Origin of the sequence: Flavobacterium sp. J27 (assembly GCF_004303025.1) — a bacterium.
Taxonomy (GTDB): domain Bacteria; phylum Bacteroidota; class Bacteroidia; order Flavobacteriales; family Flavobacteriaceae; genus Flavobacterium.
Genome location: NZ_PJQW01000001.1, coordinates 366,749 through 393,424, shown reverse-complemented (window position 1 = coordinate 393,424; position 26,676 = coordinate 366,749). Strand labels below are relative to the sequence as shown.

At 32.2% G+C, this 26,676-nt stretch carries 26 protein-coding genes, 1 tRNA gene and 1 pseudogene; 12 read left to right on the top strand and 16 right to left on the bottom strand.

Going from position 1 to position 26,676, the window contains the following annotated elements; genetic code table 11:
- From CX675_RS20075 to CX675_RS01570, 7 genes are all read left to right on the top strand, one after another.
- The coding region (locus tag CX675_RS20075) for a phosphomethylpyrimidine synthase ThiC (protein WP_240723560.1) at positions 1-531 on the top strand (531 nt) is incomplete at its 5' end.
- 82 nt (positions 532-613) lie between these two features.
- Entirely contained in the window at positions 614-1,207 is a 594-nt protein-coding gene (locus tag CX675_RS01595; protein WP_130733462.1) for a thiamine phosphate synthase, read from the top strand.
- Positions 1,174-1,929, top strand: a complete 756-nt coding sequence (locus CX675_RS01590; protein ID WP_130733461.1) for a hydroxymethylpyrimidine/phosphomethylpyrimidine kinase — start codon at positions 1,174-1,176, stop codon at positions 1,927-1,929. The genes CX675_RS01595 and CX675_RS01590 overlap by 34 nt, the downstream gene beginning before the upstream one ends.
- Entirely contained in the window at positions 1,922-2,545 is a 624-nt protein-coding gene (locus CX675_RS01585) for a thiamine phosphate synthase (RefSeq protein WP_130733460.1), read from the top strand. The genes CX675_RS01590 and CX675_RS01585 overlap by 8 nt, the downstream gene beginning before the upstream one ends.
- Positions 2,532-3,302 carry a thiazole synthase gene (locus tag CX675_RS01580; protein WP_130733459.1) on the top strand — a complete coding sequence of 257 codons (771 nt, stop codon included), beginning with the start codon at positions 2,532-2,534 and terminating at the stop codon, positions 3,300-3,302. The genes CX675_RS01585 and CX675_RS01580 overlap by 14 nt, the downstream gene beginning before the upstream one ends.
- A gap of 39 nt (positions 3,303-3,341) precedes the next feature.
- Complete coding sequence (gene thiH / locus CX675_RS01575; RefSeq protein ID WP_130733458.1) at positions 3,342-4,478, top strand: 2-iminoacetate synthase ThiH; 1,137 nt, start codon at positions 3,342-3,344, stop codon at positions 4,476-4,478.
- Between the two features lie 48 nt (positions 4,479-4,526).
- Positions 4,527-5,237, top strand: coding sequence for a HesA/MoeB/ThiF family protein (locus CX675_RS01570; protein WP_130733457.1), 711 nt, complete (start codon positions 4,527-4,529; stop codon positions 5,235-5,237).
- Positions 5,238-5,440: 203 nt separating this feature from the next.
- On the opposite strand, the gene aat is transcribed toward CX675_RS01570, so the two are convergent.
- The 3 genes from aat to CX675_RS01555 all read right to left on the bottom strand — a co-directional run bounded on the left by aat (position 5,441) and on the right by CX675_RS01555 (position 7,443).
- On the bottom strand, positions 5,441-6,082 hold the full coding sequence (gene aat / locus CX675_RS01565) for a leucyl/phenylalanyl-tRNA--protein transferase (RefSeq protein WP_130733456.1): 642 nt from the start codon (positions 6,080-6,082) through the stop codon (positions 5,441-5,443).
- 96 nt (positions 6,083-6,178) lie between these two features.
- Positions 6,179-6,556, bottom strand: a complete 378-nt coding sequence (locus tag CX675_RS01560; RefSeq protein ID WP_130733455.1) for a DUF3127 domain-containing protein — start codon at positions 6,554-6,556, stop codon at positions 6,179-6,181.
- An 11-nt stretch (positions 6,557-6,567) separates the two neighbouring features.
- Positions 6,568-7,443 carry a flavin reductase family protein gene (locus tag CX675_RS01555; RefSeq protein WP_130733454.1) on the bottom strand — a complete coding sequence of 292 codons (876 nt, stop codon included), beginning with the start codon at positions 7,441-7,443 and terminating at the stop codon, positions 6,568-6,570.
- A gap of 177 nt (positions 7,444-7,620) precedes the next feature.
- On the opposite strand from CX675_RS01555, the gene CX675_RS01550 reads away from it, so the two are divergent.
- On the top strand, positions 7,621-8,775 hold the full coding sequence (locus tag CX675_RS01550; protein ID WP_130733453.1) for a PAS domain-containing sensor histidine kinase: 1,155 nt from the start codon (positions 7,621-7,623) through the stop codon (positions 8,773-8,775).
- 29 nt (positions 8,776-8,804) lie between these two features.
- On the opposite strand, the gene CX675_RS01545 is transcribed toward CX675_RS01550, so the two are convergent.
- Together CX675_RS01545 and greA are read right to left on the bottom strand one after the other, a co-directional pair.
- Positions 8,805-9,194: an HIT family protein gene (locus CX675_RS01545; RefSeq protein WP_130733452.1), complete on the bottom strand. Its 390-nt coding sequence runs from the start codon at positions 9,192-9,194 to the stop codon at positions 8,805-8,807.
- 4 nt (positions 9,195-9,198) lie between these two features.
- A complete protein-coding gene (gene greA, locus CX675_RS01540) occupies positions 9,199-9,675 on the bottom strand; it encodes a transcription elongation factor GreA (RefSeq protein ID WP_130733451.1) in 477 nt (158 codons plus the stop codon).
- Between the two features lie 154 nt (positions 9,676-9,829).
- On the opposite strand from greA, the gene CX675_RS01535 reads away from it, so the two are divergent.
- On the top strand, positions 9,830-10,261 hold the full coding sequence (locus CX675_RS01535) for a hypothetical protein (protein WP_130733450.1): 432 nt from the start codon (positions 9,830-9,832) through the stop codon (positions 10,259-10,261).
- Positions 10,262-10,591: 330 nt separating this feature from the next.
- Positions 10,592-11,224 carry a leucine-rich repeat domain-containing protein gene (locus CX675_RS01530; RefSeq protein ID WP_130733449.1) on the top strand — a complete coding sequence of 211 codons (633 nt, stop codon included), beginning with the start codon at positions 10,592-10,594 and terminating at the stop codon, positions 11,222-11,224.
- Between the two features lie 453 nt (positions 11,225-11,677).
- Here the strand turns inward: CX675_RS01530 and CX675_RS01525 are convergent, their stop codons facing one another.
- The 7 genes from CX675_RS01525 to CX675_RS01495 all read right to left on the bottom strand — a co-directional run bounded on the left by CX675_RS01525 (position 11,678) and on the right by CX675_RS01495 (position 19,323).
- Positions 11,678-13,771, bottom strand: coding sequence for a peptidylprolyl isomerase (locus tag CX675_RS01525; protein WP_130733448.1), 2,094 nt, complete (start codon positions 13,769-13,771; stop codon positions 11,678-11,680).
- Between the two features lie 96 nt (positions 13,772-13,867).
- Positions 13,868-15,136 (bottom strand): hemolysin family protein, encoded by a 1,269-nt coding sequence (locus CX675_RS01520; protein ID WP_130733447.1) that lies wholly within the window; start codon positions 15,134-15,136, stop codon positions 13,868-13,870.
- Between the two features lie 3 nt (positions 15,137-15,139).
- Positions 15,140-15,328, bottom strand: a complete 189-nt coding sequence (locus CX675_RS01515; protein ID WP_130733446.1) for a hypothetical protein — start codon at positions 15,326-15,328, stop codon at positions 15,140-15,142.
- A 46-nt stretch (positions 15,329-15,374) separates the two neighbouring features.
- Positions 15,375-15,944 (bottom strand): LPS export ABC transporter periplasmic protein LptC, encoded by a 570-nt coding sequence (lptC, locus tag CX675_RS01510; RefSeq protein ID WP_240723559.1) that lies wholly within the window; start codon positions 15,942-15,944, stop codon positions 15,375-15,377.
- Between the two features lies 1 nt (position 15,945).
- Positions 15,946-17,316, bottom strand: coding sequence for a lipopolysaccharide assembly protein LapB (locus CX675_RS01505; protein ID WP_130733445.1), 1,371 nt, complete (start codon positions 17,314-17,316; stop codon positions 15,946-15,948).
- A gap of 23 nt (positions 17,317-17,339) precedes the next feature.
- Positions 17,340-18,593: a hypothetical protein gene (locus CX675_RS01500; protein ID WP_130733444.1), complete on the bottom strand. Its 1,254-nt coding sequence runs from the start codon at positions 18,591-18,593 to the stop codon at positions 17,340-17,342.
- On the bottom strand, positions 18,586-19,323 hold the full coding sequence (locus CX675_RS01495) for a type III pantothenate kinase (protein ID WP_130733443.1): 738 nt from the start codon (positions 19,321-19,323) through the stop codon (positions 18,586-18,588). The genes CX675_RS01500 and CX675_RS01495 overlap by 8 nt, the downstream gene beginning before the upstream one ends.
- Positions 19,324-19,443: 120 nt before the next feature.
- Between CX675_RS01495 and CX675_RS01490 the strand changes: the two genes are divergently transcribed.
- A tRNA-Phe gene (locus CX675_RS01490) sits at positions 19,444-19,516 on the top strand.
- A gap of 50 nt (positions 19,517-19,566) precedes the next feature.
- On the opposite strand, the gene CX675_RS01485 is transcribed toward CX675_RS01490, so the two are convergent.
- Positions 19,567-23,097, bottom strand: a complete 3,531-nt coding sequence (locus tag CX675_RS01485) for a tail fiber domain-containing protein (protein ID WP_130733442.1) — start codon at positions 23,095-23,097, stop codon at positions 19,567-19,569.
- 443 nt (positions 23,098-23,540) lie between these two features.
- Between CX675_RS01485 and CX675_RS01480 the strand changes: the two genes are divergently transcribed.
- Entirely contained in the window at positions 23,541-23,843 is a 303-nt protein-coding gene (locus tag CX675_RS01480; RefSeq protein ID WP_130733441.1) for a hypothetical protein, read from the top strand.
- 433 nt (positions 23,844-24,276) lie between these two features.
- Here CX675_RS01480 and CX675_RS01475 read toward each other — a convergent pair whose 3' ends face one another.
- The 3 genes and pseudogenes from CX675_RS01475 to CX675_RS20070 form a co-directional block, all read right to left on the bottom strand.
- Positions 24,277-25,317: a GMP reductase gene (locus tag CX675_RS01475; protein WP_130733440.1), complete on the bottom strand. Its 1,041-nt coding sequence runs from the start codon at positions 25,315-25,317 to the stop codon at positions 24,277-24,279.
- Between the two features lie 133 nt (positions 25,318-25,450).
- Positions 25,451-26,374: a GYDIA family GHMP kinase gene (locus CX675_RS01470; RefSeq protein ID WP_130733439.1), complete on the bottom strand. Its 924-nt coding sequence runs from the start codon at positions 26,372-26,374 to the stop codon at positions 25,451-25,453.
- A 123-nt stretch (positions 26,375-26,497) separates the two neighbouring features.
- A pseudogene (locus CX675_RS20070) lies at positions 26,498-26,676 on the bottom strand (hydroxymethylglutaryl-CoA reductase); the annotation flags it as partial.

The window sequence follows — 26,676 nt, the reverse complement described above, 5'->3', positions numbered from 1 at the left end:
GACAAACAATTAGAACATTGTTCGGAAGCACCTTTTTACACTTTAGGCCCTTTAACAACCGATATTGCACCAGGTTATGATCATATTACTTCAGCTATTGGAGCCGCTATGATTGGCTGGTATGGTTGTGCCATGTTGTGTTATGTAACACCTAAAGAGCATTTGGGTTTACCCAATAAAAAAGACGTTAAAGATGGAGTAATTACTTATAAAATTGCAGCTCATGCAGCCGATTTAGCTAAAGGACATCCAGGTGCGCAGTATCGAGATAATGTTTTGAGTAAAGCCCGATTTGAATTTCGTTGGGAAGACCAATTTAACTTGGCACTCGATCCAGACACTGCTAGAGAATTTCACGATGAAACCTTACCTGCAGACGGTGCTAAAGTAGCCCATTTTTGTTCGATGTGTGGTCCCAAATTTTGCTCTATGAAGATTTCTCAAGAAATTAGAGATACCGCAGCGGCCGAGAAAGGCATGCAAGAAATGTCGGAAGAATTTATCGAAAACGGAAAGGAACTTTATTTGTAGAAATCGTCAGTTCGAGTGTTTTTTATGGAGAGAAACGAAATAAAAAATGTATCGTGAACTTAGATTTCATAAAAGAAAAATCATGATTGTAATTTCAAATCCAACGGAAATAGCAAACGAGCATCAAATAATACAAGCGCTTTTTGAAGAAGGCTTGGAGTTGTTTCATATTCGAAAACCAGATGCATCAGAAGAGGAATTACGGTTCTATATAAATGCTATTGATCCAAAATACCATTCTAAATTGGTATTGCATCAACAGCATCATTTGGTGGAAGAATTTCAGTTGGAACGACTACATTTTACAGAAAAAGTAAGACGAACTTTCCCAGATGACTTTCAAAAGCCCGTTTCATTTTTATCTACTTCCGTACATACAATGGCTGATTTTAACAATTTATCTGAACGATACGATTATGCTTTTATAAGTCCGATTTATCCTAGTATTTCTAAATTAGATTATAAACCTACTCAAAACCTCTTAGAGCAAACAAAAGAACGAACCAATTGGAAAACCAAATGGATTGCTTTAGGAGGAATTTCAGCCGAAAATATAGCAGCAACCCTTACACGAGGTTTCGATGACGTGGCTTTGCTTGGCACCATTTGGAACAGTACCAACCCTATTAAAAATTTTAAAAAATGTCAAAAAATCGTCCATACATACTTACCATAGCGGGTTTTGACCCTTCTGGAGGCGCTGGTGTTTTAGCAGACATTAAAACATTGGAACAACTCCAAGTATACGGTTTATCTGTTTTAACCGCAAATACAATTCAAACCGAAAGCACCTTTATAAAAACCATATGGATACCCCTAGATTTTGTGCTAGAATCGATAGGCTTGCTTTTAGAAACCTATCCTGTTTCCGTAATTAAAATAGGCATTGTACCTTCTTTAGACTATTTAGAAGAAATAGTATTGGCTTGCAAAAAATGGGCTCCAAAAGTTACAATTATTTGGGATACCGTATTACGTTCGACTACTGCTTTCGACTTTTTAAATATTGAAAACCAAATGCAATTGCACCACATACTCCAACAAGTGGATTTAATCACACCTAATTATCAAGAGATTGTAAAATTAATTCCTTTTGGATGCAGTATCGAAAACGGAGCTTTAGCCTTATCTACCTATTGTGATGTGCTTTTAAAAGGAGGTCACAATACAAAAGATTTAGGTAAAGATTCTTTATTTACAAACCAAACAAAAATAAGTATACCACCTACAAATAAGGTACGTTATCAAAAACATGGTTCAGGATGTATCTTAGCGACTGCAATTGCCGCGCATCTTGCTTTGGGAGAAGATGTATTTACTTCCTGCAAAAATGGCAAATTATATATTGAAAACTATCTCAATTCCAATCCCACTTTATTAGGATATCATTATGCATAACAAACTACAGTATATTTCACAAGGAAACACCATAGAAGAACAACTTTCAAACATTAAAAATGTTTTAGATCATGGCTGTCAATGGGTCCAATTGCGTTTTAAAAATACCAACGCCCAAGATTTTTACACTGTTGCAGAGCAAACCAAAGTTCTTTGTCAATCGTATGAAGCCACTTTTATTATTAATGACAAGGTAGACTTGGCTTGTCAACTAGACGCAGACGGTGTACATTTAGGATTAGAAGACATGCCCATTAAGGCTGCCAGAAATCTTTTAGGTAACCAAAAAATTATTGGTGGTACGGCTAATACTTGGGAACATATTGTACAAAGAACACTCGAAAACTGCAATTATATTGGTCTGGGTCCTTACCGTTTTACTCCTACCAAAGAAAAACTAAGTCCCATTCTTGGATTAGAAGGCTATGAAAAACTGCTTCAGAGAATGAAACAAAAAAGCATTTTTACACCAGTCATAGCCATTGGAGGTATTACTTTAGAAGATATCGATTTACTAATGGAAACTGGTCTTCATGGTGTGGCACTCTCTGGTCTACTTACCCAAAACCCATCACTTATAACAACACTAAACGAAAAAATATATGTCAACATTTAAAATAGGAACGACTTCCTTCTCTTCCCGTTTGTTTTTAGGAACGGGTAAATTTGGTTCCAACCAACAAATGGAAGAAGCTATTTTGGCTTCCGAAAGCGAATTAGTAACTGTAGCGTTAAAAAGAGTCGATTTTGAAACAGAAACCGACGCTATTCTTTCCCATTTGAATCATAAACATATTCATTTATTACCTAATACTTCTGGTGCACGAAATGCAAAAGAAGCTATTTTTGCCGCTCAATTGGCAAGAGATGCATTTGAAACCTCTTTTCTAAAATTAGAAATTCATCCCGATCCCAAATACCTATTACCAGATCCTATTGAAACCTTAAAAGCAACCGAAACTTTAGCAAAAGAAGGTTTCATCGTGTTACCTTATATTCATGCTGATCCTGTTTTATGCAAACTTTTAGAAGATGCTGGAACAGCCGCTGTGATGCCTTTAGGATCCCCAATTGGAAGCAACAAAGGGTTAAAAACAATTGACTTTTTAGAAATCATTATTGAACAGAGTAAAGTGCCTGTTATTGTAGATGCGGGTATTGGTGCTCCATCTGATGCAGCAAAAGCTATGGAAATAGGAGCTGATGCGGTTTTAGTAAATACAGCCATTGCGGTTGCACAAAATCCAAAACTAATGGCCGAAGCCTTTAAAGAAGCTGTATTTGCTGGCAGAAAAGCGTATGAAGCTCAATTGGGTCAAACTTCTACTCTAGCGCAAGCTTCGAGTCCCTTAACCGCGTTCTTAAATGAATAAAGACATTCCTAAATAGTCATTTTTTCAAAACCAAAACAGATGAGCACATTCAATGAAATATTCAAACAATATGATTGGGAAACCATTCAAAACAAAATATATCAAACTACGGCTGTAGATGTGGAAAAAAGCCTTTCGAAAGAAAAGTGCACGCTAACCGATTTCTTACATCTTATTGCTCCAGCTGCAGCCGATTATTTAGAAATAATGGCTCAAAAATGCCATTTGTTAACCAAACAGCGCTTTGGAAAAACCATCCAAATGTATGCACCTTTATATTTAAGCAACGAATGTCAGAATATATGCACGTATTGTGGTTTCAGTTTGGACAACAAGATTAAAAGAAAAACATTGACCGATAGTGAAATAAAAGCAGAAATTGAAGTCTTAAAAGAAGCGGGTTTCAATCATGTTTTACTAGTTACAGGAGAAGCCAATTATACCGTTAACATCAACTATTTTTTAAATGCTATCTCAATTATTAAAAAACATTTTGCTACTATTTCGGTAGAAGTACAACCGCTTAGTGAAACAGAATATCTTCATTTACATGAAGCAGGTGTGCATACCGTTTTGGTTTACCAAGAAACCTATCATCAAGAAGTCTACAAACAGTATCATCCGAAAGGCAAAAAGTCAAATTTTGAATTTCGTTTAGAAACTCCGGATCGCATTGGAAAAGCAGGCATTCATAAAATAGGATTAGGTGTGTTATTAGGTTTGGAAGATTGGCGAACCGATAGTTTCTTTAATGCCTTACATATCGATTATTTACAGAAAACCTATTGGCAAACCAAATATTCGGTATCCTTTCCTCGACTTAGACCTGCTGAAGGCATAATAGAGCCTAATTTTATCATGCATGATAAAGACCTTACGCAATTAATTTGTGCGTATCGTATTTGGAATCCCGATTTAGAAATTTCCATTTCAACTCGAGAAAATGAGAATTTTAGAAATCATATTATTCCCATTGGAACAACCACCATGAGCGCGGGTTCGAAAACCAATCCAGGTGGTTATCGTGTAGACAAACAATCGTTGGAACAATTTGAAACTAGCGATGAGCGTTCGGCCGATGTAATGGCAGAAATTATACGACAGCAAGGATATGAACCCGTTTGGAAAGATTGGGATAGAACCTATAGTCATCAAGGGGAAAGTCATAAAGTCTAAAGTAGCAATATTTACGATATAAAAAACTGAAAAAATTAAAGGTGAAAAATGCTTAGTATTCAAGATTATTTACGTTACACCAAACCGATGCTACTTCCTGAAATAGGAAACGAAGGTCTGGAAAAAATTAAAAAGGCAAAAATAATAGTAATTGGAGCTGGTGGACTAGGTTGTCCTATTTTACAATATTTAACAGCATCAGGTGTAGGAACAATTGGTATTGTTGATTTTGACGTAATCGAATTATCTAATTTGCATCGACAAATTTTATATCGCGAAAATCAGATTGGTTTGCCCAAAGCTACTATTGCCTTAGAACTATTGAAAGAATTAAATCCGAACATAAACTATAAAGTCTTTAATGAAAAAATTACAATAGCTAACTGCGAACCCATTCTTTCCAATTTTGATATAATTATAGATGGTTGTGATAATTTTACTACGCGTTATTTGGTGAACGATACCTGTGTAAAACTAGGAAAGCCATTAATTTATGGTAGTATTTTTAAATTCGAAGGACAAGTTGCTGTGTTCAATCATAAAGGGAGTAAAAGTCTTAGAGATCTTTTTCCTGAACCACCCAATCCAGAAGATGTTCCTAATTGTAGTTTGAATGGTGTTTTAGGTACTTTACCAGGTATTATTGGTACAATGATGGCTCATGAAACCTTAAAAGTAATTACCGATTTACCTTGTTTAACCAACGAATTGATTGTGTTGAATACTTTAGAATGGCAATTTAGGAAGCTAAAATTTTAAAAATTAAATGAAAGCACTAATATTGTTTAATAGAAATATAAATGTCAACAAAACTGCTAAAAGAAAAAGTACTATCTTCCAAATGAAATGCATCTTGCTTTTTACAGTATAATGCAAGACTAAAAAAACTATCCCTATAATTAATAAAGACAAAAAAAGTATAGCAACTATAAATGGGGCAATATTACCCGTCAAAAATAAAATCATAACCCGTGTTTTAAAACCATCATAAAATCATCTCTATCAATTTCCACACAACCTAATGAAGCCAAATGATCATTATAGACTTGGCAATCCAAAATGCGATAGTTGTTATGTTCCAAAAATTTCACCAGATGAATAAAGGCTACTTTACTCGCATTGGAAACTTTTGAAAACATACTTTCGCCACAAAAAACATGTCCTAAATCGACACCATATAAACCTCCTACTAATGCTTCTCCTAACCAAACTTCCACGCTTTTAGCAACACCTATTTCATGTAGTTTACAATAAGCTTCCACCATCTCATCGGTAATCCAAGTGCCTGGTTGGTCTTTTCTAACTATTTTTTTGCAATTGGAAATCACTTCTTTAAAAGCGGTATTAAAAGTAACTTTAAATTTCTTTTGGTTGAGCACATTGCGCATACTTTTTGAAATTTTCAAGTCTTCAAAAAACAACACCATACGTTCTTCTGGTGCCCACCAAAGTATGGGCTCGTCTTCTTCAAACCAAGGAAAGATACCGCTCTTATACGCTAATAACAGACGTTCGATAGACAAATCGCCTCCTACAGCCAAAATACCCTCAGGTGAAGCTTCTTCTACTGGTGGAAAATAGATATCTTTTGTTAAAAAATGCATGGTAGAAAATTCGAAATTAAAAACTTCAGTATTAAAAAAGTCAGAAATTTAAGCATTGACTAAAATTTCTGACTTCTAATTTATAGGGTATTATTTTTAAAAAGGAAGATCGTCGTGTTCTTCTTCATTAAAATTGGTTGCTGGTTCAAAAGCATCTGCAGCTGGCATTGGAGGCATTTGCCCAGTTACAGGTGCTTCAGCTTGTAATTTTTCAATTCTCCAACCTTGAATAGAATTAAAATATTTTGTTTCTCCTTGTGGATTAACCCATTCACGACCACGTAAATTGATTGATACTTTTACTTGTTCCCCTGGTGCAAAATTATTTAATAAATCTGCTTTATCCTGAGTAAACTCAATCATAATATGTTGCGGATATTGTTCTTCTGTAGTAACTACTAATTCTCTTTTTTTAAATGTAGCACTAATTTGCTGTACTGGATTAATTACTTTTACTCTTCCTGTTACTTCCATTTCTTTCTAATTTATTTATTTGCTAATAGTACTTTCCAAGCACTTAAAACTTCATTATTATCAATATACTGTTTTGCTAGTTCGTGCTTTTTTGTAATATCATCACTACTTAAAACCGCTTTAACAGTAAAATTTTCGTTTACAAAGATAGTAATTTCTTCTTCAGATGGAATGTTTTCGATATTTCCTAAAATACCTAAATCATTTCCGTTAAAAACACTACTTGCTTTTATAAAATCTGGAATAGCATCTACCCCTATTCCCATGGTTGAAAGGGGTTTTTCCACTTCAAATAACCCACTATTTGCTCTTGAGTACCAATTGCCACCACAACGCGCTACTAAATCTATCTTATGTTGATCAATTCCTCCATTAGCATCTAAAACAACTTCATCTATATGAATTTTTACTACTTCACAAATAACCAAGTTTCCTGCACCACCTTCTTTTCCTAAAGCAATAATATCATTTACTTTACATTCAAATTGTACTGGACTTTCCGCTACTCTAAATGGCTTTACAAGATCTGATGACAACATGGTTAAACCCGCTTTCTCAAATTCATTAACACCTTCAGGGTATTCTGTACTAGATAAAGACATTTGTTGAACCATATCATAGTTTACGATATTAATTACAACTTCTTTAGTATTTTGTGCATTAATCAAAGTATGTTTAATCGTATTATCTCGAACTCTTCTTGATGGTGAAAAAACTAAAATAGGCGGATTAGCACTAAATACATTGAAAAAACTAAATGGAGATAAGTTTGGTTTTCCGTTTGCATCTATAGTGCTTGCAAAAGCAATGGGTCTTGGTGCAACAGCACCTTGTAAATACCCTTGTAATTTAGCTGGAGCTATTTCTTTTGGATTAATTGATACCATTCGTAAATAAGATTTTTACAAATTTACATATTTTTAAGACCAACCCAAATGGATTTTAGGACTATCTCTTTTTAAAATTAAACTTCCTATAAAATATCCTTTTATAATACACGTTTTATAATTAAAAAACGATTTGTAAAATACATTTTTTAGTATTTTTACTTACAAATTATATGTATGCAATTTTCTGAAAAAAGAAATATAACCCGTTGGTTTATCATCTTAGCTTCCTTCTTAATCGTTATTGTTATTTTATGGAATACCTATGTATTTTTCCAAATCTTTAAAAATGACGAGCGAAAAAAGATGGAACTTTGGGTTTCAGCCCAAAAAACCTTAGCAAATGCTGATGGTGATACAGAAGTTGGTTTACCTTTTGAAATTATTCAAGCAAATGGTTCTAATCCAATGATTGAAGTAAATAGTGAAGGGATAATTTTAAACAGTAACAACCTAGATTCTGAAATTGCTGGAGACAGTATTCAACTGAGAAGGCTTTTTGAAAAAATGAAATCTGAAAACCAACCAATACAAATGGATCTTACCAATAATAATTATCGTTTAATTTATTATGGTAATTCTCCACTTTTAAATAAATTAAAATATTATCCTATTGCTTTAGTATTAATTATCATTTTATTTGGAGCTGTTGTATATAATTTTTATAGAGCAACTAAAATGGCAACCCAAAATAAATTATGGGCTGGTATGGCTAAAGAAACAGCACATCAAATAGGAACACCATTATCCTCTTTAATTGGTTGGTTAGAAATTTTAAAGCTAGACAATGTAGAGCCCACAACCATTCAAGAAATAGAAAAAGATATTAATCGTTTACAAACCATAACCGACCGTTTTTCAAAGATAGGAAGCGAACCTATTTTAGAACAACTTGATATTGTGGAAGAAACAAAAAACTCCTTTGAATATTTACAGTCGAGAACTTCCAATCATGTTGATTTTATTTTTAAGAGTACTGAAACAGCGATTACGATACCAATAAACCCTATTTTACATAGTTGGACCATTGAAAATTTAGTTAAAAATGCTATAGATGCAATGAAAGGAAAGGGAAAATTAGAAATAGCCATCACAGAAGACAAAAACAAGGTACGTATTAAAGTAACTGATACAGGTAAAGGAATTCCAAAGAATCAATTTACTAAAATTTTTGAACCTGGATTTACGACAAAAAAAAGAGGTTGGGGATTAGGTTTATCACTTACCAAAAGAATTGTTCAAGAATATCACAAAGGGAGCATTAAGGTGGTGCATTCAGAAATAGGAAAAGGAACAACTATACAGGTGAGTTATAAAAAAGAAACTGTATAAAAAATCCCGATGAATATCGGGATTTTTTATTATAAATTAGCTGCTATAGCCTGTGCAATACTTTCAAATTCTGCTTTTTCCAAAGTAGCTTTTCTTTGAAAACGCATGTCGTCCATATCCTGTAAAGGAATTAAGTGCACATGAACATGAGGCACTTCTAAACCTACGACTGCAACACCTACTCTTTTACATTCAATTGTTTTTTCTATGGCTTTGGCTATTTTTCTGGAAAAAGACATCAATCCTAGATATAATGCTTCATCCATATCAAAAATCTTATTAATTTCTACTTTAGGTACACATAAAGTATGTCCTTTCGCATTAGGGTTCACATCTAAAAAAGCGATGAAATTTTCATCTTCCGCTATTTTATAACAAGGAATTTCTCCATTAATAATTTTTGTAAAAATTGAAGCCATATATTTAATCTCTTGTAATTTCTAAAATTTCAAAATTCAAAGTTCCATTTGGCACTTTAATTTCCGCAATTTCACCCACTTTTTTCCCAAGTAACCCTTTACCAATTGGAGATGTTACAGAAATTTTTCCTGTTTTTAAATCGGCTTCACTTTCAGCAACCAAAGTGTATTTCATTTCCATACCGTTTGTTTGGTTTTTTATTTTAACCGTAGATAACACCAATACTTTAGAAACATCTAATTGCGATTCATCAATTAAACGAGCATTAGCCACCAATTCTTCCATTTTAGCAATTTTCATTTCCAAAAGACCTTGTGCTTCTTTTGCTGCATCGTATTCTGCATTTTCAGACAAATCTCCTTTATCTCTCGCTTCAGCAATAGCTTGAGATGCTTTTGGACGTTCTATGCTTTTTAATTGATCTAACTCTTCTCTAAGTTTTTTTAAACCTTCTGCTGTATAATAAGATACTGTACTCATAACTTCATCGTTTATATAAATAGAAAGAATCCCACAAAAATGGGATTCCTTTATGCAAAGATACTAATTTATTTTTTAAAATTAATTTATGAATCTTTTTTAGTTAGTCAAAGTTAAATAAATTACATTTGGTTTTTAAAATATTTATGTTAAAATGAAAAAAATCTATATATACCTATTTTTATTTGTGCTCTTATTAAGCTGCAATAAAGACGATTCTATAAACAATAACAATCCCTATTTACCAAATTATCCAGTAGATATAACGATTAATCTCAGTTTACCACAGTATAATAATTTACAATTTGTAAGTAATTCGGTATATATCAATTCTGGAGCCGCTGGTGTGAGAGGGGTAATTGTATTTAACGCTGGAAGCAATAATTATGTAGCTTATGATGCCGCATGTCCTAACCAACCCCTATCGAGTTGTTCCACTATGACTATTGAAGGAATTAAAGCCATTTGCGCTTGTGATGATGCAGAATATAGTTTTTTTTCAGGACAAGCACCTGGAAAACAATATGCTATGAAAAGATACCGTGTACAACAAGTTAATTCTACTACATTACGCGTTTATAATTAGTTTAAAATACACAAAAACCATCTTAAAAAAGTCTATATTTGAGATATTAAACGTTTTTATAAATAACTAAAAGAGCACCCCCAGCTCCGCAAAGTCTATGATTTTTATAATTTAGCTCAAAGTAGGGAAACTTTGCGCAGCTGAATTTTTAAATTATAATTACGACACAAATGGAGACATTATAGGCCTTACTTATTAGCATCAATGAACTAGACGAAGTGGACCGTTGAAAGAAATTTACGCTGAAATAAGTACATTTGATTTTGATACAAAGGAATATATATCCAAAGGTTATAAACTTTTTCGCGCAGTTAATTTTAATTAACATATATGAAATTATTAATGTTATTATTAAGCAATTTTGTTTTTGGACAATTGACAATTACTTCTCTAGACAGTTCAGAAATTGATATAATTCTAGATTCAAAAAAGAATATAGAAATTGAACATCAAATAATGAATATGGATATCAATGAAAGCCTAAAAGTTAAACAAATAATAATAAGAGGTAATTTTGATCATATCCCTTCTTTCATTTTTATTTTTTCTAACACCGAAGAGATAGAAATTCATTCTACAAAAAAAATTTCTTTATCAAATGAATTTAATTCATTTACTAACTTACGTTCTATTAGAGTAATTTCAGATGTAATTGATATTTCAGATATGCTAATATTAGAAAAGGTAGAGTTCTTAAGTATTAAGATGCCAAATAGTAAAACATTTCCAGAAGTAATTTTTAAATGGAAAAATCTAATTGAAATTGATATACAAGAAGGTGATTTTTTTGAGATACCGTCTGAAATAATCAATCTTATAAATTTAAGAAGAATTAATTTAAGTAATAATGGTATTGGAAAATTACCAGATCAAATTGGATTATTAGAGAATATTGAAGTACTTAGTTTAAATAAAAATTGTTTAACCTCATTACCTAATTCTATATGTAATTTAAAAAAATAAAGGAATTATATATCATGGAAAACCCAAAACTAGAAATTAGTAGCAAACTTCTTTCATGTATCAAAGCAATACCAAATTTTGAAAATTTTTTTTTCAATTAAAAACTCTATAGCGCGGATTTACTTCGTCAATTCGGTTGTAAATCAGCGCCCACAAACTTAAAAAAGCCACATTTACTGGAGCTTTTATTTTTTTAAGTATCAATTACACGAATTATTTCCCTCTTCTTCTACGCGAATAAAGTATTCCTTATAATAACTTATTTACATTTAATAAGAACTTCATTCAAACAATAGCATTATTTGTCATTTAAAAGCGTTTCTAAGCGGTTTTATTCGTTTTTGCAATAAATGTAATGCAAAGATTTAAACAACTTTTCAATTAAAACAATTGAAACATAAAAAAAGCCCTCACAAATTGTAAGGGCTTTTGTATGTAAGAAATAAATCTTTATTAGAATTTACCTCTATTATCCGTAATATCAGCTTTCTCTTTTAAAGCTTGATATGCTCTTGTTTGTGCTGCATTTGCCTCTTGTGATTGCTTTTGTGTTACAGCAGCTGAGAAGTCTTTAATCTCAGGAGCATTGGTTACTTTCTTAGTTTTAACCATAAACACACCGCTGTTACCTACTACTAAGCCAGACGTTTTTCCAGCTTCTAAATCAAAAGCTGTACCTACTACTTTTGGCTCTGGTCCAATGTTTGTAACATTTGGCATACCTAAAGCTACATCATTACTACTATTAACCGAACCTCCAGTTGCTTTCGCTACATTTTCTAATGAAGTTCCGTTCATTTTCTTTTTAATGATTTCTGCTTTTTTCTCGTTTCTTAAAATTGTCCCTACAGATTGTCTTGCAATATCCATGCTTAATAGTCCTGTTTCGTTTTTGTCTTTTAAGATGGCTACTACAAATCCATTAGAAATTTCAAAACGTTTAATATCTCCTTTGTTAGTATCTGTATTAAATGCCCAACGAACAATTTCTCTTTGTGCTCCTAAACCTTGTACATACTCGTCTGAAGGTCTTAAATTGCTTGCTGGTACAATTGTTGCTTTTGCATTTTTAGCTACCTCTTCAAAGTTTTTACCTGAAGCATCAGACTCAAATTGACTAGCCGTATTGTAGTTACTATCTATTGTAGCATCAGACGGCTCGATTTTTTTAGTTATTGTAGCTAATTGAACTGCATCGTATTTTGCTAATACTTTAATTACGTGAAAACCAAAATCTGTTTCAACTACACCAATACTTCCTACAGGATTATTGAAAACAAAGTCATTGAATGTTGGTACCATTTGACCAGGTGTAATGTTGTCATATTCACCGCCATTGTTTTTAGAACCTGGATCGTCAGAATTAGCTTGTGCTAAAGCAGCGAAACTATTTGGGTCAGCTTTAGCTTGTGCTAATAAACTATTTGCTAAAGCCTGTGCTTCTTCTTTCGTTCTGGTTGCAGAAGATCTTTCTGCATCCGCATAAGCTAATAAAATGTGACTCGCTTTTGCACTAGCATTTGATTTTTTTTCCATCATTCTTGATAATGATTGGTACCCTTTATTAACATAAGGACCAAATACTTCACCATTAGACAAATTGAATAATTGTTCTTGAAATTCTACCGGAATATCGCTTTTTGTTACATAAGTTGAATCAAATGGTGTTTCAGATTCTTTATTTACAAAAGCCGCAATATTTTCTACTTTAATATCTTTAAAACTTGGTACAGTATCATTTCCGTTAACACTTCCATTCACATAACCATAAAATTGCTCTTCTAAATCTTTTTCATCTTTTTGAGATGGTTTATTTTCAAAAAACACATAATCAATACTTCTTGTTTCATCTGATTTGTATTTCTTTGTGTTTTTCTTCATATAAGCCATAATTTCATCATCTGAAACTTTAACTTCATCATCGTTTACAGTAGCAAAAGAAACCGTAACGTAATCAAAATCTACTTTCTTATTATCTAATATATGTTTAAATTTACCTTCAGCTTTTGTAGTGTATACACCACCTTTAAGTAAATTATAATATAATTGTTCAACAGAAGATCTTTCAACTTCATTTTCAAAATCTAACCATTGAGCCCAACGCTCTTGATTAGGATCATTTTTAATTGATTTTACAAATTCTTTAAATTTATTTTCATCAAATGCACCAGCTTCATTTAAAAACTGCGGATTTTGTGCAAAATATGGATTGGCTTTAATAACATTAATTAATTGTTCCTTACCAATTCCCAATCCAATTTTTTCAATTTGCTCATTAATGATAATACTTCTCACTTCTTGTTCCCAAACAGAGTTCATAGCTTGTGTAGCACTCATTTGCCCTTGTTGACTTTGTTTTTCCAGTTGGGCTGTTTTCACCATAAATTCTTGAGCAAGAATATCCGTACCGTTTACTTCTCCAACATTATTACTGTCTAGGCTAAATCCACTTTTAAATAATCCTGGTAATAGAAATGCAAATAATGCAAGACCAATAATAATGATAAGTAATCCAGAACGTTTTCTAATATTATTTAAAACTGCCATTTTGTATATTAATTTAATTCAGTGGGCGAAAATACAATTATCTATTTAATAATAAAATAGAAAAGTTATAATTTCTATTAATTTTTTATGATTTTTTTATTGTTTTTCTTCTAAGATTGAAAGTCGAACTAATTCTATCTTTTTATTTGAGGCAGAATGAATCGTAATTTCAAAGTTTTCAATTTTAATTTTCTCTTTATTTTGAGGAATTTCTTTAGTGTTGTGAACTATAAAACCTCCTAAAGTACTATAGGAATCATTTTCTGGTATATCTAAATTGTATTTTTCATTGATAAATTCTACATCTAATCGAGCTGAGAAAAGATACACCCCTTCTTCTATTTTTTCATCGATCAATTCTTCATCTAAGTCGTGTTCATCTTCAATTTCACCAAAAAGTTCTTCAATAATATCTTCTACCGTTACAACACCAGAAGTACCTCCATATTCATCTAAAATAACGGCCATACTTTTTCTTTTTTTGGTAAGAATGTCTAGTAAATCTTTAATATAAATAGTTTCAGGAACATATTCAATAGGAATCATTACCGATTTTATCGTTTTCGGTTTTTTAAACAATTCAAAAGAATGCACATATCCTAAAATGTCGTCTATGGAATTTTGGTATATCACGATTTTAGAATAGCCTGTACCAATAAACAATTCTTTTAGTTCTGTAACTGAATCTAAAATATCTAATCCAGAAATTTCTGTTCTGGGTGTCATGATATCACGTGCTTTTAAGTCGGAAAACTCTAGTGCATTTTGAAAAATTTGTATTTCAGAGTCAATCTCGTCTTCATCTGAAATGCTATTCATTTGTTCACTAATATAATTACCCAGCTCTACTTTACTAAAATAATCTTGCACTTGGTCCCCATCAGTTTTAAAAAATCGCTTTAAAATAAAATCAGAAATCCAGATAATAAATTTGGATACCCAATAAAACAATTGATAAAATAAATAGGCTGGAGCTGCAAATAACTTAATAAAGGAATTAGCATAAATTTGGAAAAACACTTTGGGTAAAAATTCGGCCGTCATTAAGATTACTGCAGTTGAAAGTAATGTTTGCAATAACAGACTGACGAATGGGGAAAAATGATAGCTAAATGAATTAATCCAATTCATTAGTAAATCTCCTGAATAAATACCATAAACAACTAATACTACATTGTTACCAACCAACATAGCGGTAATAAATTGAGAGGGTTTTTCTATCAGTTTGGATAAAATTTTAGCATTGAAATTATGTTGTTTTTTTTCGATAGATAAAAAAACTTTATTTGAAGAAACATAGGCAATTTCCATACCTGAAAAAAAGGCAGATAAAAGTAAGCAAATAACGATGATGGCTATTTCCATACCTTATTTTTGATTCTTTTTGTATTTGTTATAAAATTTTCTTTTGAAGAAAAACATAAAAATTGCTAATCCAGCAAAAAGCAGGCTTAATATATAATTTCCTTCATCATGCATAAATTTTGCAATAGCATCATAAATAAAGAAAACAGCAAATAAAAGATAAATGTATTGAATATACTTGATGTAATTCATTTTGATAATTTTTTACCAAAAGTAATAAATTAAATCGAAAATAATGCTATTGTTGTTCGTCTACATTATTAATTTCACCATTACTAGTTTGCATATTGAAGATTTTAAAATCTTTGCTAAAATCTACTCCAGGTCCTTGCAAGAAACCTCCTGTTCCATCTGAATATTTAAAGTGTCTTTCAGTAAAGAACCATTCGTTTTTCTGGTCAAAATACAATTGTTCTGTTTCTAATTTTTTGCCATCATGTGATGTAATTATCACATTACCTTGCAAATCTATAATGTCCGTTTTTTTATATGTAATAGCGTAATTAGATTGAATTACGGTTGTTTTATTGTTTTCGTCAAACATAGTTACTAAAACACCCTGAGGAAATTCTGTAAATCCATTCTCTATATTGCTGTAGTCAAGCATTTTTTTACTTCTGAGAACAGACTTGATTCTGCCCGAATCTGTATATTTCAAATTAATAGAATCTGCTTCTCCACTAGGAAGAAAGGAAGATCGGTTAATTTTTTGAACGTCTTTTAACGAACCTTCACAAGAAATAAACATAGCCACGATACTAATTATCGTGGCTATGTTACTAATTGTATTTCTATTTTTTTTTGTCATTTTAAAGTGTAGGAACTGTTACACTTTCTCCAATCCAACAATCAAATGCAATTCTTTTTCCAGACATGTTCCCTTTTGGATTGGTAAATATCTCTGTTTTTGAAGGAGCTGAGGCTCTATAACCAGCAGCCATTTTAGAAGCTGTTGCTTTTAAAGAAGAGTCTACTGAAGCTGCTTTATCGCAATAGTTTGCAGCTAACCAATATACGGCTCTTTTATCAAATTGATCACCACCACAATCATTAATACTACTTCCATATAATTGCGCAATTAACAAATAGGCTTTACCATAAGAAGGCTTAACTGCTAATGCTTTTTTAGCATAGTTACGAGACTGGCTCTTATTTGATTTTGAATAAATAGAAGCAATTTTCATATAAACATTTGCTTTCTTAGAGTTATCTGTATACATTTCAGCAGCTTTATTTAAATACTCAACCGCTTTTGAAGTATTTTTCTTTTGGTATTCAACAATTCCTTGTTTTTCGTAAGCTGGTGCACTTGGATCTACTTTTAAAAGCGCTTCCGAAATTTTTGAGAATAACGGATCTCCATCGCATTCTTTCGCTTCTAAACGATCAGCAGCTCTTAACAACCAAACTTTGTTTGTTTTGTTTTGTTCAAATGATTTTTGATAGAAAGGAATTAATTTATCACAAGAAGACAATTGTACAATAATAGCATCCATACTAGAAGTTACAGTAGCAATATCTTCTAAATTTGCTTCATATCTACTTTTTGCTTTCGCTTCTTTGCTATCTAATTGTTGACCTGCTTCTTCTTTAGAAATTAAAACATCTTTAGCGTCAGAATACTCTTTTTCTAATCCGTTTAATTTTTCTAAAATATCATCATATTTATCAAAAACTTGTTGCAACTCTATTCCTTTGTTTCCAGCTTCATAGTCTTTTACAAATATTTCAAAGTAAGCATATAATGCTCTTGTTGAATCAAAATTAGCCTTGTCTGTTGTAAAAGCTTTATCAAAAAGACCAAAAATCTCGGCATTTGTTCCTAGTTTATAATTGAATAAAGCCAATCCTTTCTTCATATCTACTCCAGCACCTTCTGATGGGAAATATTTATAATTTTCATCATAAAACTTCATCAAATCACGAACATATTTTTCTTTTTCAGCACCTGATGCTTGATCTATTTTCTGTTTGATTGCAAATTCTCCATAAGAGTAAACTCTTTTATCAAATGAAGGGCAATCTTTTCTTAAAGTTGTTAAGTAGTCGTATCCTGCTGGATCCTTAGCCTTAACCGATGAAGCCATTAAACTTAATGTTTCTGTACATGCTTCATTGCTTTGTGCATTTGCAAAAAATCCTGCTGCAATTACAAATAATAAAGATAATTTAGTTCTCATTTTATAATTATTCTAAAAAATTACTAATCAATTTTACGCTTATTAAACCACTTATCACTTAATGATAAACCTATACTAAGATTAAAGTAGTTCTCTCTAATTAAATTATTATACTTGGTTCCTCTAACTCCAAATTCAAATCCTAAATCGACTTTGGAAAAACCAAGTGGTAATCCAAGTCCAAAATTCATGCCATAATCTTGAATACTTTTGTCTTTTACCACCAAACCAATGTTTTCATATCTAAAACCTGCTCTATAAACTACTCTACTTAAATAACTCGTAAAAGAATCAAATTTTGGAATATAATATCCTCCAACAACATACTTCTGTGAATCTTCATAAGTGGCTCCACTGAATGTATCATCAAATCTATTAACTAATTTACTGTTATTTTGAAAGCTTACTTCGGTACCTACCATCCATTTGTTTTTCTCTCCAATTCCAGCACCAAAAGAAAGTTTTGAAGGAATAATTAAATCTGTGTTATTAACTGGTACATCTTGCTGATTATTTATCACCTCAGTTCCACTTGCTGTATAAGTAACTGTAGCTAAATTCCTTTCATTTTTAGAAGTTAATTTTGCCTCTGGTGCATATCTAAAACTAGCATATAAATTATACTTTTCTGTAATTTTTCTATTATATAATGCTCCAAAATTTAATGAGGAACCAGAGATCCTAGAAGAATTCTTTTCTCTAGACAATAATTGCACACCTGAAATTCCTTCAATTGTTTGTGTATCAATATTTCCAAAATTATATTGAAAATCCATACCAATACTTAAGTTTTTGTTTACAGCATAAGAACCTCCAACAAAGAATCTGTTAATATTTCCTGTTCCAGTAGCTGTTTTCGATGTTGAATTACCTAATTCATCTTCACCCACATTTGCAATATTGTACCCTACAGCGCTAAAAGGCATTAATCCAAAAGAAGCTCCAAATTTACCCATTGGCACACCTACTGCCAAGTAATCTAAACCTGTATTTCTTGCTTTTTCCTCATCCGATTCATTAATAAGATTTGTAAAAGTTGTAGTTGCACCTACAGCTAGAGAGGTTAATTTTAAATGAGAATAAGACGCTGGGTTTAGCAAGTTTAAACTTATACTGTCTCCTTCAATCCCAAGCCCTCCCATAGATCTTGCACTTTGAGTACCTCCAAATTGTACTTCTCCAAGACCGTAATAAGAATAAGGCGAAGAGGTGCTTCTTTGAGAAAAAGCAATAACACTAGATAAAAGTGTGATACAAATTATAATTTTTTTAATCATTTTGTGTTTGTACATAATTAAATAAAAAATTCAAACTTTCCAATAAAAAATTTGAATTGGCAAATATGGTGCTTTTTAATCTTTTAGCCAAAAAATCTGCATCACCTCCTGTTAAAATTATTGTTAAATGTTGATATTTATGAAAATATTGGGAAATAAATCCTTCAATTTCATAGGTAAGACCATTAATTACTCCCGAATGAATTGCTTTATTTGTGGTATTTCCAATAAAATAATCTATTTCCTCTTTTTTTAATAACGGTAATTTTGCAGTGTAATTGTGTAATGCTTTATATCTAAGATTTACTCCCGGAGAAATTGCTCCACCGTGGTATTTTTTGTTAGCATCAATAAAATCGTATGTAATACAAGTTCCTGCGTCGATAATTAAACAATTTTTGTTTGGAAAGGCAAAAGATGCTCCGGCTGCTAAAACCATCCTGTCTATTCCTAATGTTGCTGGTGTTTCATATAAATTTTCAAAAGGGAACTGCAATTGATGAGAAACAATAATTAATTTAGAATGTTTTTCTATATAGTCAAAACACTCTTTTTCTAATTTCCCTACCGATGAAGAGATAGAAAAAGTAATTTTATTAAATTTTTTAAAAATTTTTTTAAAAAAAAATAACGCCTCTTTTTCATTAAAAATAATTTTTTCTAAAAGTGTATTTTGTTCAAATACAGCACATTTTATTCTAGTATTTCCTATATCGATAGTTAAAAGCATCTTTTATTTTTTGTATTGGCAAATATACAAATTGATTTTTTTAAAAAAATGTTTTGGAAATTACAAAAAGGGTTCTATATTTGCACCCGCATTCAGCAAGCAACCTTTCTGAATCTGGAAGGTACCTTAGCTCAGTTGGTAGAGCAATGGACTGAAAATCCATGTGTCCCTGGTTCGATTCCTGGAGGTACCACAAAAAAACCACTCAATTGAGTGGTTTTTTTATTTATACTATTTTCAATTCTATTCCTTTGTTGAAGATAATAATTGTTTCATATTTTCAATTTCTTTAGCCAAATCGGTGTATTTTTTACTCAGTTCTTCAATTTTAATTTCTTGTTTTTCAATAACACCTTGTTGTTCTTTGGTTACTTGAATTAATAATGCTGAAATTTTCGAATAATCTACACTTTTGTAACCGTTTTTATCTGTACTTACTATTTCTGGTAACACAGCTTCAATTTCTTGTGCAATCACTCCAACTTGTAGTGATTGGTCTTTTTTATCTTTCCAATTGTAATAATACCCATTAATTTGGTTTAATTTATCTAAAGCATTCTCAATCTTTTTAAAATTGGTTTTCCAACGACGGTCACTAAAAGTATTCCAAGCATTAGCACGAGCAATAGTGCCATCTCCAGACACACCTACATCGAAATTACCATTCACTTGTAAATAATCGGTGTCAAATTCTCCATAAATTAGTGGTGCTGAAGAACCCGAGTTTTCGATATACAACTTATTATTTCCTGTTTCATTATTTCCAGATGATATTCCAATAAAAACATTTCCATCTCCAGTTGAATTTCTACCAGCATTCATACCTATTGCAACATTGTTAGTTCCTGAACTATTAGTATACATAGCATAAGCCCCTAAAGCAAGGTTGTTTCTACCCGAAACATTAGCTGTGAACGCATTGAACCCAAATGCAGCATTATTATAACCTGTAGTATTATTTTTTAGCGAATAATTACCTACAGCTGTATTTCCGTATTCATTGTTGCTATACAGTGCATGTAATCCTATTGCTGTATTATGATAACCAATAGTACTCGTGTATAATGCATTTCTTCCTATAGCGACATTATAATTAGTAGATAAATCATCGTTTAAACCCGCATTTTCACCTATAAAAACAGATTCACCTGTATTTATTACATTTAATTTTCCGTTTTTCATATTAAAAAACTCTGTTCCTTCAGTAGAAAATCGAATAATATCTTCATCGGCTGAAGTTTCAACTTCTATTTTAGTGTCTAAATCGGCATCAATAATTTTAGTTGTTTCACTATTTACATTTGTCCAAGTAACTGCTCCAGCACCATCTGTGACTAATGCTTGCCCGGTAGTTCCATCTGTTGTAGGAAATTGATAGGCGTTATTAATATCTAACGTACCATTTATTCTTAACAAATCATTATCAAATTCACCATAAATCAACGGAGTTGCTGAAGATGAATTTTCAATGTATAACTTGTGATTTCCTGTTTCATTTAGTCCCGCTGCATTACCCAGAAAAACATTATTAGAACCTGTAGCCGTTCTTCCTGCATTAAAACCAAGAACAGTATTATTAGACCCAGTCATATTATCTTTCAAAGCAAAAGATCCTATAATAACATTACGTGTTCCAGTAGTATTTGTCAATAATGTATTATAACCTAATGCTAAGTTATAAATCCCCGATGTGTTCTCTCTAATTGCTTCTGTTCCGATTGCAATGTTACTATCACTATTATTTTTAGACAAAGTATTATTGCCTATCGCAATATTATTGCTACCAGTAGTTCCATTAAGAAATGCGTTTCCTCCTAAAGCAATATTACTGTTATTGCTTAAATCATCATTTAATCCTGCGTTTTCTCCTATAAAAACTGATTTTCCTGTATTTAAAACATTGATTCGACCATTTTTCATAGTAAAATACTCCGTTCCAGAAATATCAAATCGTATAGTATCATCGTCTGCTGTTTCTTCTACTTGAATTTTCGTGTCTAAATCGGCATCAATTATATTATTTTGCTTTACTGGAAGTGACCAAGAGGCTGTTCCGTTAGCATCTGAAGTCATTACATAACCCGCTTGTTGTGTTCCATCAGCCATTCTAATTTTACCTAATACATGAAATTTTTCTTGAGGATTTCCTGTTCCTACCCCTACATTACCATCTCTTTCAATGACTAGAATATTTTCCTTATCAAAGGCCGAACCATCATCAATTAAGGAACTAAATCTAAGTTTTTGAGTATAATAACTTAAATCCATTAATTTTTTATTTAATCCTTGAGCAGTAGCTTCAAAATAAATTCTAGGAATAGCAACATCAGTTATTTGTAATGCGGTACCATAACCTCCTAAATCTGAAACTGTTTTGGAAGAAGTAGATCCATCAGAAATATGGATTGTACTTCTTGGGTCATCAGTAACAACTCCTATTGAACCTCTTTCTCGAGAAGTAATCACTGCAACTTCAGAACCTGCAATATCGAAACGAATTTTATCTTCATCAGGTGATTCCTCAACTTGAATTTGTGTATCTAAATCGGTATCAATAATTTTAGTTGTATCACTATTTACATTTGTCCAAGTAACTGCACCAGCACCATCTGTGACTAATGCCTGACCGGTAGTTCCGTCTGTTGTGGGTAATTGATAGGCGTTATTAATATCTAAAATTCCATTAACACGTAAAAGATTGGTATCAAACTCTCCATAAATTAAAGGTGTAGCAGAACCGGAATTTTCGATATATAATTTATTATTTCCCATTTCAGAGAGGCCAGCTTGATATCCAATCAAGACATTATTGGAAGCTGATGTAGCATTTTTACCTGCTTCATGTCCTAGTAAAGTATTATTACTTCCAGTTGTATTTAATCTACCTGCATTACTTCCTATAGCTATATTATTATTTCCAGTAACTAATGATTCCAACGTTTGGTATCCTATTGAGATGTTAACACTTCCTGAATTCAATGCACTTAAACCGAAAGAACCTAAAGCTATATTAGCATTAGAAGTTGTATTACTTATAAGAGCTCCATAACCCAACGCTAAATTATGATTACCTGTTGTATTATTATAGAGGGAACGGTTTCCAACTGCAGTATTATCTTTACCAATAGTATTTTTGTTCATAGTTAAATACCCTAAAGCAGAATTTCCAGTTCCAGTTGTATTCGACTCTAAAGCTCCAAACCCTATAACATTATTGCCAAGACCCGTGGTATTGTATTTTCCAGACCTATAACCCACAAAAACATTTCTTCTGAAGTTACTATCATCGTTTAAACCTGCTTCAAAACCAATTTTTATAGTGTGCCCAATAGCGTCAGTGGTTTCAATTCGATTATCAACAATATTTAATCCATTTACACCTGCACTTGTAAACCGAATTATATCTTCATCAGCCGTTTCTTCCACATCAATTTTTGTATCTAAATCGGTATCAATAATTTTAGATATAGCTCCGGCTTTTTGTAAACCAATCCAAGTGGTTGTGACATTATCCCAATAGTAAAAACCTGGATTATTTGTTCCAACTGCTGTAGTTAAATACACCAACATAGCATTTTGATCTGCAGTTGGGTTACTGGAAGGAAAAGTGTCAATTCTAGGAATCAAGATTCCATCTTCATTCGTGGGGTTTGCAGCATCGTTAATTTGAATATCTAAACTTGCTTTTGGACTAGTTGTATTCACTCCAACTTGCGCTGTTACAAAATTAAAAACACTAAAAAGGAAAATAAAGCAGCCAATTTTTTTCATCATGAATATTTATTTAAAAGCATGCAAAATAAATATTTAAATAAAAAATATACTACTATATATGGTAATGCTACCCAATTGCTACCCTACCTACTATCATTTTATGAGAAGTAGCCCTAAAGTGTAAAACTAAAATTAAAAAACGAATAGCGGGAAGTTTTTTTACAAATAAAAGAATCATTTATATTACCTATTTAAGTTACTGTTTTTTATATCTTAGCTCAAAGTCAGGAGTCCGAAACTTCGGACTTTGCGCAGCTCAGGGGATGATGATAAAGAAAATAATACAGAAAATAATACAGATTATAATAAAGGAGGATAATATGTACAGATATTTAATTATTTTTATTTTATGTTGTAGTTGTAGTCCTACATTAAAAATTATAAATGAAAAAAAAACTTTGACTAGAGATTATATAGAAAAAAGTAATGCTGATTTCAAAATAATGAATTCCGAAAGAGAATCTTTCATAATGTTCTTTACTTTTAATCCTAATGATATTTTTTCTATTTCAAGTAAAGATACTGTTTATCGAAAGGGTATAATGAATATAAATCATGGTTATGGTGATAGATTATATGTTAGTAGAAATTCTAATATTGAAATTAAAATTAATAATTCAGTTTTAAATGTTCCTATTAAAAAATTAAGGAAGTATAGATATATATACATAGAATTAATTAATGAAAATAAAAAAGATAACTATATAATAACTTTTACAAATAAGGATAGGAAATATAGAATGTAATCCGTGCGCGCAAAGTATATAAAACAAAAAGCCACTTCACTGTGCTTTTTGTTATTTTAAAATAGTCATCAACACCTAATCTAAAGGAAACTTGTTTTTAAGTGACACTATTGTAATCTACGCTTGTACACTTGTAATTTGTATCACTTACCATAGGAGTATGCCTTGTTGCACTTGTATATTTCAAAAATACTATAGGAATATGCTTTCTTACACTTGTATATTTCAAAAAAACCGTAGGAGTATGCCTTCTTGCACTTGTAAACAACGTCACTTACTGTAGTAACCTATTATAATACACCTGTAACAAGGTACATTACTACTGTTGCATTGCTACTGCGTAATTTATTCGTGTGGTAAATGGAAATAAAAGAAGCTGAAACAAGTTCAGCTTGACAAGATTTTGCTTTTTGGATAGGCTTTTGTTATTTAATCATGAATTATACACTCTATTCTCCTGTTCGGCTACGCGAATGAAAGTCGTGCGTTTGGTGAGTTCTTTTAGTTTAGCAGCACCTACATAAGTACAGGTACTTCGTAAACCTCCTAAAATGTCTTGTATGGTGTATTCTACTTTGCCTCTAAAAGGTACTTTTACGGTTTTGCCTTCACTGGCTCTATAATTGGCCACACCGCCTACGTGCTTTTTCATGGCGGTTTCCGAACTCATGCCATAAAATTGCTTGTATTTTTCTCCTTTTATTTCGATCACCTCTCCTCCACTCTCTTCATGACCAGCAAGCATACCGCCGAGCATCACAAAATCGGCTCCTGCTCCAAACGCTTTGGCTACATCTCCAGGAATGGCACAGCCGCCATCGCTAATAATTTGTCCGCCTAAACCATGAGCCGCATCAGCACATTCTATAATAGCAGATAATTGAGGATAACCTACTCCTGTTTTTACTCTTGTAGTACATACCGAACCTGGTCCTATTCCTACTTTGATAATATCGGCACCAGCTAATAAGAGTTCTTCCACCATTTCACCCGTTACTACATTGCCTGCAATAATAACTTTATCTGGAAACAGTTTTCGGGTTTGTTTGACAAATTTTACAAAGTGTTCGGAATAGCCATTGGCTACATCAATACAAATGAATTGCAGTTTTGGGAAATGTTCAAAAATTTCTTGCACCTTTTTTGCGTCTTCTTTTCCTGTTCCTGTACTAACTGCAATATAGGAATACAAATCATCTGAGATTTTGTTGAGAAATTGCGCCCAATCGTCTAAAGCATAATGTTTATGTACCGCTGTAAAAATATGGTGTTTTGCCAAAGCCAAAGCCATTTCAAACGTACCCACGGTATCCATATTCGCAGCCATAATAGGCACACCACTCCACACATACGAACTGTGCAAAAATTTAAAATTGCGTTGTAAATCTACTTGTGCTCTACTGCTTAAGGTGGATCTTTTAGGACGAATCATTACGTCTTTAAAGCCTAGTTTTAGGTCGGTTTCTATTCTCATTTTTGAAGTGCTTTGTTCAAATGTAGGTTTTTCTTTTGAGATAGACAAAAGCATTCATCCAACTTCACAACAAAGCCTAATTTGTTGAAAATCTTACACTTTTAGGAATAGAAAATATTTAACAAAAGAAACCTTAGTTACCCAAAACCATGTCCTCATAACTCAAAATCGTAGGGTACCCTTTGGCTACAAAATAATCGGTTGGGTCGTTTTTAGAAAGTACCATTACAAAATCGCCACCCCAAGCTCCGAGACTTTTAACGACACCTTTAAAATCGGGAAAGAGTTGTTCTTTTACGGTTTCGGTTTCTAACACATCGCTCATAATGGCTTGATGTTTTTCCATAAGTAAGGCAAAATCGCGACCTTCTTGTACCGTTAAGGCTTCTTGCGTAATGGCATTGATTTTTGCAATCACTTTATCTACGCGATGTTGTTTATTGATATAATTAGAAATTGCCGATTTACTACTTTGCTTTTTATTCAAATACACAAAATGAATGTTTTCTTTAAAAGGCGGATTGAAAGCAACCACCTCCACGGTAGGTTTGCCATTTTCAATAGTGTACAATATAGGTTCGCCATTTTGAGCGCAAGCCACATCGTAACCACTACCACCAAAGCTTTTTTGCAAGAGTTCGAAAGCATCGATTTCTAGCCAAAAGCCAATATTATTTATTAAAGTAGAAGACGTTCCCAAACCCCAAAGTCGTGGAAAAGTAAGATGAGTGGTAATCGTATAGCCATCACTTTCTAAGATAAAACTTGGATTTTGAAGAAAAGCCTGATGCAGAATTTCTAATAAGGTATTTTTAATTTTGGAATGGGATTCTTGAAGGTTTTTGGTTTGAATCGCTTCAAAAGGAAGTGTATCTTGAAACCAAATCGTGCCATCGGAATCGTAACTTGTCCAATGTATTTCTTTGTTGCTACCTGCATTTACAACTAAATTTTGTCCGAATTTGGTCGGTACAGCCAAAGCTTTAGCTCCATCCAGAACCACATATTCTCCTGTAAGGAGTAATTTTCCGTTACTGTAAAATATTTTTTCTTGCATGATTGTGTTTTTAGCCCTGATGGAAGCGGCATCCTGTCATTGCGAGGAACGAAGCAATCCCTTTAGATTGTTTCTTTCCTCGCAATGACAGATATAGCGTACAGCAGGAAATAGCTCCAAAAATTATTGGCGTAAACTTTCTAAATAATCCACCACTAAACTATGGGAAATAGTGGTGTTTTTAAAGTAATCCAAAACTTTTATTTTTTCTTCTTTTGTGGCTTGATGTTGATTCAAAATGTTATTAATATGCATTTTCATATGTCCTTGCTGAATACCTGTAGTGGTTAACGAGCGAACGG